9 protein-coding genes and 1 pseudogene are annotated in these 8550 nt (G+C 60.2%); 4 read left to right on the top strand and 6 right to left on the bottom strand.

Annotated features, from left to right (window positions below; all coding sequences use genetic code 11):
• Positions 1-303: rhodanese-like domain-containing protein (locus tag B4F73_RS03515; RefSeq protein ID WP_290482514.1), on the bottom strand; the 303-nt coding region annotated here is incomplete at its 3' end.
• A gap of 76 nt (positions 304-379) precedes the next feature.
• Between B4F73_RS03515 and selD the strand changes: the two genes are divergently transcribed.
• Both selD and B4F73_RS03505 read left to right on the top strand, forming a co-directional pair.
• Positions 380-1426, top strand: a complete 1047-nt coding sequence (gene selD, locus B4F73_RS03510; protein ID WP_290482513.1) for a selenide, water dikinase SelD — start codon at positions 380-382, stop codon at positions 1424-1426.
• Between the two features lie 67 nt (positions 1427-1493).
• The gene (locus B4F73_RS03505; protein ID WP_290478602.1) at positions 1494-1934 is read left to right on the top strand and encodes a thioredoxin domain-containing protein; all 441 of its coding nucleotides are present in this window, start codon (positions 1494-1496) and stop codon (positions 1932-1934) included.
• Between the two features lie 3 nt (positions 1935-1937).
• Here B4F73_RS03505 and B4F73_RS03500 read toward each other — a convergent pair whose 3' ends face one another.
• The 4 genes from B4F73_RS03500 to pdeM form a co-directional block, all read right to left on the bottom strand.
• On the bottom strand, positions 1938-2369 hold the full coding sequence (locus B4F73_RS03500) for a hypothetical protein (protein WP_290478601.1): 432 nt from the start codon (positions 2367-2369) through the stop codon (positions 1938-1940).
• 22 nt (positions 2370-2391) lie between these two features.
• Complete coding sequence (locus B4F73_RS03495) at positions 2392-3381, bottom strand: NAD(P)H-dependent flavin oxidoreductase (protein WP_290482512.1); 990 nt, start codon at positions 3379-3381, stop codon at positions 2392-2394.
• Positions 3382-3468: 87 nt separating this feature from the next.
• Complete coding sequence (locus tag B4F73_RS03490) at positions 3469-4893, bottom strand: DEAD/DEAH box helicase (RefSeq protein ID WP_290478600.1); 1425 nt, start codon at positions 4891-4893, stop codon at positions 3469-3471.
• A 219-nt stretch (positions 4894-5112) separates the two neighbouring features.
• Positions 5113-5835, bottom strand: a complete 723-nt coding sequence (pdeM, locus tag B4F73_RS03485) for a ligase-associated DNA damage response endonuclease PdeM (RefSeq protein WP_206992232.1) — start codon at positions 5833-5835, stop codon at positions 5113-5115.
• Positions 5836-5961: 126 nt separating this feature from the next.
• On the opposite strand from pdeM, the gene B4F73_RS03480 reads away from it, so the two are divergent.
• Together B4F73_RS03480 and B4F73_RS03475 are read left to right on the top strand one after the other, a co-directional pair.
• On the top strand, positions 5962-6363 hold the full coding sequence (locus B4F73_RS03480) for a thiol-disulfide oxidoreductase DCC family protein (protein ID WP_290478598.1): 402 nt from the start codon (positions 5962-5964) through the stop codon (positions 6361-6363).
• Complete coding sequence (locus B4F73_RS03475; protein ID WP_290482511.1) at positions 6356-8017, top strand: SDR family oxidoreductase; 1662 nt, start codon at positions 6356-6358, stop codon at positions 8015-8017. Before B4F73_RS03480 ends, B4F73_RS03475 begins: the two co-directional genes overlap by 8 nt.
• Here B4F73_RS03475 and B4F73_RS03470 read toward each other — a convergent pair.
• Positions 8014-8550, bottom strand: a pseudogene (locus B4F73_RS03470) (DNA ligase-associated DEXH box helicase); the annotation flags it as partial. The gene B4F73_RS03475 and the pseudogene B4F73_RS03470 overlap by 4 nt on opposite strands.

The following is an 8550-nucleotide window of genomic DNA, read 5'->3' as shown; positions in this document are numbered from 1 at the left end:
CCCGCCACGCCAGCAATAGACTAGCGGTCGCCAACTCTTCGGCTTGTCTGCCAGCGCGGTCTCCAAGTGGTGCGCAATATTGCGCGCCACAATTGCGCCACCGACGCGATTGGCGCGGAACGGGCTCTCCTGCTTGTAGATGGTGCCAACGCGCGCGCGCTCTTCATTCGACAGCACCGGCAGACTGATGGCGCCCGGCATGTGGTCATCCGCGAACTCGGCAGGAGAGCGCACGTCAATGATCGCATCGTAGCGCGACAGGTTTTCCGGGCTGATATCCGTGACGGTTTCGAGATAAGGCATCTCTCTTCGATTAGCAGGTTTTGTTTGCCCCGCCAGTGCCCGGCGCGGTAAGCCTGCAGCCCGAGAGGATCCCATCATGCCCGACCATCACACTGAACCCCGCCTGACATCCCTCGCCCATGGGGGCGGCTGTGGCTGCAAGCTCGCGCCGAATGTGCTGGCGGATATTCTCAGTGAGATGCCCCTGTCACTTGGCCATTCAGACTTGATTGTGGACGCGGGCAAGAGCGATGATGCGGCCGTCTACCTCATTAACGAGACAACCACGCTCGTTGCCACGACCGACTTCTTCACCCCCATCGTCGACGACCCGCATACATTCGGGCGCATCGCCGCAACCAATGCCCTGTCGGATATCTTCGCGATGGGGGCGAAACCCATCTTTTGTCTCGCCATTGTCGGCATGCCCATCGGCAAGATTGCCAATGAGACGATCCGCGCCATTCTTGCGGGCGGGCGCAGCGTGGCCGAGGCCGCCGGCGCGCCCATCGCGGGCGGGCATTCGATTGACTCCGCCGAGCCAATCTACGGCCTCGTCGCCCTCGGCATGGGCCATCCCGACAAGTTGCTGTTGAACTCCAACGCACAGGCGGGCGATGTCCTGATCCTTGGTAAACCACTCGGCATTGGCATCTATTCCGCCGCGTTGAAACAGGAACTCCTCTCCCCTTCCGAGTATGACGAAATGGTCGCCTCGACGACACGGCTCAATACGCCGGGTACGGAACTCTCAGAAATTTCTGATGTTCATGCCGCAACCGACGTGACCGGATTTGGCCTGCTCGGCCATGCCAGCGAAATGGCGCGCGGTGCCGGCCTTCAGATCGTTATCGAGAAAAACAAGGTCCCTGTCTTTGAAGGCGCCCGTCGCCACGCACAGTCAGGCATCAAGACCGGCGCGTCCGGCCGCAACTGGGATTCGGTATCTCATATGGTCACGGGTCAGATGTCCGCGATGGAGACCGACCTGCTCTGCGACCCGCAGACCAGCGGCGGGCTGCTCGTTTCCTGTTCGCCCGAGGCGGCGCACTCGGTATTGGAAACCTTCCGCCGCCACGGCCATGCCGATGCGGCCATCATCGGTCGGGTAGAGTCAGGTGCCGCCAGCGTTCGCGTTGAATAACGCAAGTGTGACCCCACAAGGTCTACGCTCATGCTAAGTCTGCTTGCTCAAACTTCAGGAGAATTTCATGCGCTTCAGCCTTGCTGCCATCTCGATCGCTGCGCTTGCCGCATGTGGCCCATCCGTGGCTGCGTCCGGCAGTCTTGCTGATGTCAAGGAAATCACCGCGCCTGCTGAAGACACGAAAGTTCTGGCAGTCCTGAGCTATGCCAGCTGGTGTGGCAGCTGCAAGGTGCTCGATCCCAAGGTCGAAACCGTGCGGGCCTCAAACCCGTTTGACGGCGCTGAGTTCTTCGCCCTCGACTATTCATCCAGGGACGACTCTGCCTATTTCGCAGACGCAGAGACCCTCGGCATCGCTGGCACGATGCGCGAAATCTTCCCGGACAAAATAAAGACCGGCCAACTCTATCTGATTGACCGGTCTTCTGGAGATGTGATCAGCACCGTGACAAAATCTATGTCAGAAGCTGAAATCGCTGCCGCGATCGAGGCTGCGCTATCCTGAGATTCAGGACGCCGTGCAGGCGCTGTCATCCTTGTTCAGCTCACGGCGAACCTGATCGATATAGGTGCCCGTCATTTCGAAATCACTCCGAGTGATACCATAGGCCGGACTGCTGCCATCCTCGATGAAATCACTCATCAGGCGACCGGCGGCGTCTTCCAGGCCCAGACTCTCATCTTCGCGAATGTCCGCCACGACCTGGCTGACTTTCAAAATGTCGGCCTGATCGTCTTCGGACTTATCAGCCAGCAGGGTCTGGTAGCAGCCGCAATAGACTTCGATCGTATCGCCGTCCTCGGCGAGATCTTCCACAATCTCCGGATCCCCCGCCAGCATGGTATTGCAAACAGATGCTGCGTTATTGTCGCTTGAGACGCCCATACCGCAGGCGGCGAGAGCGAGACAGGCACTGGCGAAAAGGGGGATACGGATCATGAGAAAGTTCTTTCAGAATGGATCAGGCCGGAACCTTGCCCGACAGCATGCCTGCCAGACGGTTTGTGATGATATCTTCAGCTTCTTTCATGATTCGGTCGATCAGTTCCTTACAGGTCGGAATGTCGTGGATTAGACCGGCGACCATGCCGCAGGACCAGGCACCTGCATCCATCTCGCCTTCCTTCATGATGCGCGGGTAAACGCCGGCGACTTCCTCGATGATGTCCTCGAATTTCAGATCCGCGCCGAGGGCGCGTTCCTTCTCCAACAGGCGCTCAACCGCAACATTGGTCAGCACGCGCTCGGTATTGCGCAGCGGACGCATGACAAGGCGGGTATCGAGTTCGGACGCGGCAACGATGGCATCCTTCACATTCTGGTGCACGGGGGCTTCCTTCGTCGCGATGAAGCGTGTGCCCATGTTCATCCCCGACGCGCCCATGGCGAGAGATGCCACGAGGCTGCGTCCATCCGCCTGACCACCTGAGGAAACGAATGGAATTTCCAGTTCATCCGCCGCACGCGGCAGAAGGATCATGTTCGGGATATCGTCTTCGCCAGGGTGTCCGCCGCACTCGAAACCATCGACGGAGACCGCATCACAGCCAATGGATTGTGCCTTCAGCGCGTGGCGTACGGCGGTACATTTGTGGATCACCTTGATGCCGTGCTCTTTCAGGATCGGCAGGACCTGCACAGGATTGTTCCCGGCGGTCTCAACAACTTTCACACCGCCTTCGATGATGGCTTTCACATAGCCTGGATAGTCCGGCGCGTTGACGACCGGCAGGAACGTAAGGTTCACGCCGATCGGCTTGTCAGTCATGTCACGACAGCGCGCGATCTCATTTGCGAGGTCTGCAGGGGTTTTCTGCGTCAGGGCCGTAATGATGCCGAGACCGCCAGCATTCGACACGGCGGCAGCCATTTCGGCAAACCCGACATAGTGCATGCCGCCCTGGATGATCGGATGCTCGATTCCGAACATTTCTGTGATGGCAGTCTTCATGGCATATCCTCCTTGTTTCCGGCCTATCCTTGGCGGAAGGACGGCGCGGAAACAAGGCTGACATTGGGTAAAGAGTGCAGGCCGGCCTTAGCTGACGGGCGACCAGGACTTGTTCGGTTTGCTCCGGCGCTTCTGACCGTTGCCACCCTGACGGGAGCCACCCCCGCCGGATTCGGAACGCGCGGCGCTTCTATCGCCGCCATCCCGTGATCCACCGGGCTTGCCGCCCTTGTAGCCACCTTTGCCGCCCCCACCGCCGGAGCGATTACGGTTCTGCGACTGGCCGCCCTGACGACGTCCGCCGCCCTGGCTTCTGCCACCGCCGCCTCGGCTCTGCTTGGTGTGCGGACCCGGCTCTTCCGGCAAGGACAGGTCGAGCGCCATGTCTTCGTCCAGATCAATCCGGTCGATCTTGCGACCAATCAGTTTTTCGATGTCACGCAGATATCCGCGCTCATCATTGCCCACGAAGGACAATGCAATGCCGCTTTTCCCGGCGCGAGCTGTCCGGCCGATGCGGTGAACATAAGATTCCGGCAGGTTCGGCATGTCCATGTTCACAACATGGCTGACGCCGTCGACATCAATGCCGCGCGCGGCAATGTCGGTCGCAACCAGGATCGGGGCCTTGCCCTTCTTGAAATTGTCCAATGCACGAATGCGCTGGTTCTGGCTCTTGTTGCCGTGGATCGCTTCGGCATACAGGCCTTCATTGGCAAGGTAGCGGACCACTTTGTCAGCGCCATGCTTGGTGCGGGTGAACACGATGGCGCGGTCCATGTCGTCCTCAGACAGGATTTCGGCCAGCAGGCGCGGCTTGGCCGTACCCTTCACCATATAGACCGCTTGGTCGATCTTTTCGGCAGGCTTGGAAACGGTGGCGACGGTCACTTCGGCCGGATCGCGCAGGAAATCATTCGCAAGTGAGCGGATTTCCTTCGGCATAGTCGCCGAGAAGAGCAGCGTCTGGCGGCGCGTCGGAATGGCCTTCATCACCTTACGGATCGCAGGCAGGAAGCCCATATCCATCATCTGATCGGCTTCATCCAGCACGACCGCTTCGGTACCGCTCAGATTCACGGCGCCGGTTTCCATATGGTCCAGCAGGCGTCCCGGTGTTGCCACCAATACGTCCACGCCGCGTGCCAGCGCACGGACTTGTCCGCCGGGCTTCACGCCGCCCACGACAATCGCCGTGGTCAGCTTCATCTGGCTACCATAAACACGTACGCTTTCGGCAATCTGGGCGGCCAGCTCACGCGTCGGCGCCAGGATCAGGATGCGGGCTGCCTTGGAGACAGGGCGGCCAGGATTGGACGCCATACGGCTGAGCAGCGGCAGCACGAAAGCTGCGGTCTTGCCAGTGCCGGTCTGGGCAATGCCCACAAGGTCGCGGCCTTCCAGCAGTGTCGGGATCGCCTGCTCCTGAATCGGAGTCGGCTTGGTATAGCCCTCAGCAGCAATCGCCTTGAGGACGGGCTCGGCGAGGCCGAGTTCGGTAAACTGTGTCAAATCAATACTTTCATGTGCGGGCGCCCAGCGGACTCAAAAGTCCGCGCGCCCTGTTAGGCTCTAAATTTTAGGAAGCCTGCTTTCGATCGGCATCCCGGTTGTTGGCGCACTCGACGCGAACCCGGAAAAGGCAACGATCAATGCGAGAGCAGCAGCTATTCGCCCTGCTACAGCGGCATATGGCACGCTTTTGTGCGATGCACAAACGATATTAGCCGCTCAGAATTTCCAGCGCGCGCCGCGTGGCATATCGGCCACAAGGCTTTTGGCGGCCACCATGAACACCCGGTCCTGCCCCAATGCGAAGGCCATGGCCCCTTCCGGGAAGATCGGTGCGAACGCTTCATCCAGCACGTTCAGTCCGCCCGTAAAGGCGCCCATGGCGGGCATCACCAGCCGCGCGCCATCGCTGGCGAAGCAGCGCCGCCGTACCGAACGCCCCCGCCCGATGATCTTGGCGGCCGGATGCAAATGCCCGGACACCTCGCCGATTTCCCCCGTCGGCTCGTGCCGGAAGACCAGCGCCCCGATGCGCAGCACCTTGCTGGCGCGGCCGCCGAGATGGGCCGGCGGGTCCGGATCATGATTGCCCTCTACCCAGACCCAGTCATGCGCCGATGTCAGCGCCTGAATGCGCCGCGCATATTCCTCCGGCAGGCGCAGCTCGGCCGCCCGGTCGTGGAAACTGTCGCCCAGCGAGATCACGGTCTTCGGCTGGAGCCCGGCACAAAGTCGCTCGACCAGTGACAGCGTCGCGGCCGTATCGTAGGGCGGCAACAACTGGCCCCGCGCCGCAAACGCGCTCCCCTTCTCGAAATGGAGATCGGACACGACCAGCACCCGCTCGGCCGCCCACCACAACGCCCCCTCCGGCAGCGGTGTCAGCAGCTCCCCGGCCAGGTGCAGGTGTGTTTCAGAGGGTTTCTTGGCGGCAGCAGTCATGGACCATGAATCTGGCCCGCAATGGCCCGGGGGTCAACGTGGCACCCGCACGCCGCAGCGCGCAATTGACACATATTTCAACCTTTTCACGTAACCTAAGTTCAACCTGAAAGGTGGACCGACTTCATGGACCGGGATACATGCGACCTCTACATCTATGATGGCGATTGTGCGCTGTGTTCGCGCTTCGTGAGGTTTCTGGTTGCACACGATCCGGAGGGGTGTTTCGCCCTGATGACAGCGCAGTCATCGGCAGGTCGGAAAATTTATATCGCCCTGGGGCTCGACCCGGACGCCATGGAAACGGCCCTCCTCCGTATTGATGGCCGGCACTACCGCAATCTCGACGTCTTCACCGAAAGTCTCGCTGTCCTGGAATGGCCTTGGAAAGCCGCCATGGTGTTGCGCTGGCTGCCCTCCCCGTTGGCAAATTGGCTGTATCGCCGCATCGCGAACAATCGAAAACTATTGCAGGGCAAAAGTTGTCCAGTGCCGACACCTGAGATCAGGGTGCGCCTCATTGAATAGCCGCATACTAATCATTGGGGGATACGGGGTATTCGGAGGCCGCCTTTCTGCAGCCTTGCTTCAAGGGAATGAATACGATGTCATCGTCGCAGGGCGCAGCCTTCAGAAGGCAGAAGCGTTTTGCGAGCGACACGGCGGCATACCGTACACGATTGATATCGATGCAATCGATCTTACTGAACAGGTGCGCGGTCTGGCGCCAGCAATCATCGTCGACGCTGCCGGTCCTTGGCAGGATTATGGGAAAGATCCCTACAGAGTTGCACGCGCCGGCCTCGCCTGCGGCGCGCACTATCTGGACCTGTCCGACGATGCGGCCTTTTCCGAGGGCATCGCCAGCCTCGACACAGACGCGCGCACCAAAGGCGTGGTCATCATATCTGGCGTCTCAAGTGTCCCGGCCCTGTCGTCTTCGGCGACCGACGCCCTGTCGAAAGGCATGACGAGTATAGAGCTTGTCGAGAGTGCGATCACGCCGGGCAACCGCGCACCTCGCGGGCAATCCGTGATACGATCCATCCTCTCCCAAACAGGTCAGCCCCTGAAAGTCTGGAAGGCCGGAGCGTGGCGCCACGTGACCGGCTGGGGCGCAATTCGCTCTATCACACTGACTGTGCCGGGCATTCCTCCCCTGAAGAACCGCTGGCTCAGCCCTATCGGCGCGCCAGACCTTACGCTCTTGCCATCAAGATACGACGCCGCAAGTGTTCAGTTTTCTGCCGGACTGGAACTCAAGCTCATGCATGGCGGACTGTTCCTTTTGGGTAAGCTTGTTTCTCGCGGGCTCGTGAAATCTCTGACATCCTGGACGAGCGTGCTTCAACCGCTCGCCACCCTGCTGCGTCCGTTCGGATCCGACCGCGGGGGAATGAGGGTTAGCGTTACAGGAAAAACTGCACAAGACACCCACGAAAACCGTATCTGGACACTTATAGCAGAAGCAGGAGATGGCCCCGACATTCCGACCGTGCCGGCGCGGATCATGATCCCCAAACTCCTGACCGGGCAAATCGACCCCGGCGCCAGACCTTGCCTTGGCGAATTCACATTGGATGAGGCCGAGGACGCGCTATCCTCCCTTAACGTGTCAACTGGACGGACCGATACGGAAATCACGCCCGTATTCAGGCAAGTCCTTGGTGGCGCCTTCGACAAACTCGCCGCTCCCCTTCAACACCTTCACACAGTTACAAGCGAGCATGTCTGGGAGGGCGAAGCGGAGATCCATCGCGGAAAAGGCTTTCTGGCTCTTCTGGCCAACAGACTTGCTGGCTTCCCGCCGTCTGGGCGAAACGTACCCGTCCGCGTCAGCATGGTGCGTAACCGGAACGGAGAAATGTGGACCCGCCAGTTCGGGACACATCGGTTCTCATCTCACCTGCGCCGCGTCGAAAAAGACGATAGCGGGATTATCCGTGAACGTTTCGGCGTACTGGACTTCTCGATCAGGCTGCTGGCAGGCGAAAACCAATTAGAGTTTCCGGTCATGCGAGCCCGGTTCCTAGGAGTCCCTCTTCCCCGCTTCCTCCTACCTGTCAGCAACACTCGGGAAACTGTCCTGCCAGACGGCTCCTGTCAGTTTGACGTCGCGATCTATCACTCCTTCGCAGGACTTGTTGCCCACTACAAAGGATGGCTGCGCCCGGCCGCCTAACTCATTGCATCTCTGACCAGATCGGCCTCCGCTTCGCCCAGGATGGCGTCCTGCACGGATGCGCCTGAAACCGGTTCCTTGCCGATTTCCAGCATGACGGGTACGGCGAAGGGGCTGATCTTGGTGAGCGCCTGATGGTCGATCTTGTCACGGATCCGCACCAAGGCATCTGACAGGCGGCGCACATCGAGCAGGCCCGTCGCCGCGTCCTGCCGGGCGGCTTGCAGCAGGATATGGTCCGGCTCATGGCTGCGCAGCACGTCATAGATCAGGTCGGAGGAAAAACTCACCTGCCGTGAGTTCTTCTCCTTGCCGGGAAGGTTGCGGTGGATCAGGCCGGAAATCTGGGCGCAATGACCGAAGGTCCGCTTCATCAGCGCGCTCTCATCCAGCCAGCTTTCAAGATCGTCACCCATCATGTCCGGATGGAACAGTGCGTCCATGTCCACTTCGGACATGTCCTCCATGCCCCACACCGCCATTGCATACTCACTGGCGACGAAACCGGTGGGTTTTGCGCCCATCCGCTCCAG

Origin of the sequence: Hyphomonas sp. UBA3601, from assembly GCF_002375605.1 — a bacterium.
Lineage (GTDB): Bacteria > Pseudomonadota > Alphaproteobacteria > Caulobacterales > Hyphomonadaceae > Hyphomonas.
Note: the sequence above shows the minus strand (reverse complement) of the source record. Positions and strands in the feature narration are given on the sequence as shown.

Bases quoted from the DNA above. Each gene is read 5' to 3' on its own strand.
- selD (WP_290482513.1), top strand. From the start codon at position 380: ATGCCCGACCATCACACTGAACCCCGCCTGACATCCCTCGCCCATGGG.
- B4F73_RS03505 (WP_290478602.1), top strand. From the start codon at position 1,494: ATGCGCTTCAGCCTTGCTGCCATCTCGATCGCTGCGCTTGCCGCATGT.
- B4F73_RS03500 (WP_290478601.1), bottom strand. From the start codon at position 2,369: ATGATCCGTATCCCCCTTTTCGCCAGTGCCTGTCTCGCTCTCGCCGCC.
- B4F73_RS03495 (WP_290482512.1), bottom strand. From the start codon at position 3,381: ATGAAGACTGCCATCACAGAAATGTTCGGAATCGAGCATCCGATCATC.
- pdeM (WP_206992232.1), bottom strand. From the start codon at position 5,835: ATGACTGCTGCCGCCAAGAAACCCTCTGAAACACACCTGCACCTGGCC.
- B4F73_RS03480 (WP_290478598.1), top strand. From the start codon at position 5,962: ATGGACCGGGATACATGCGACCTCTACATCTATGATGGCGATTGTGCG.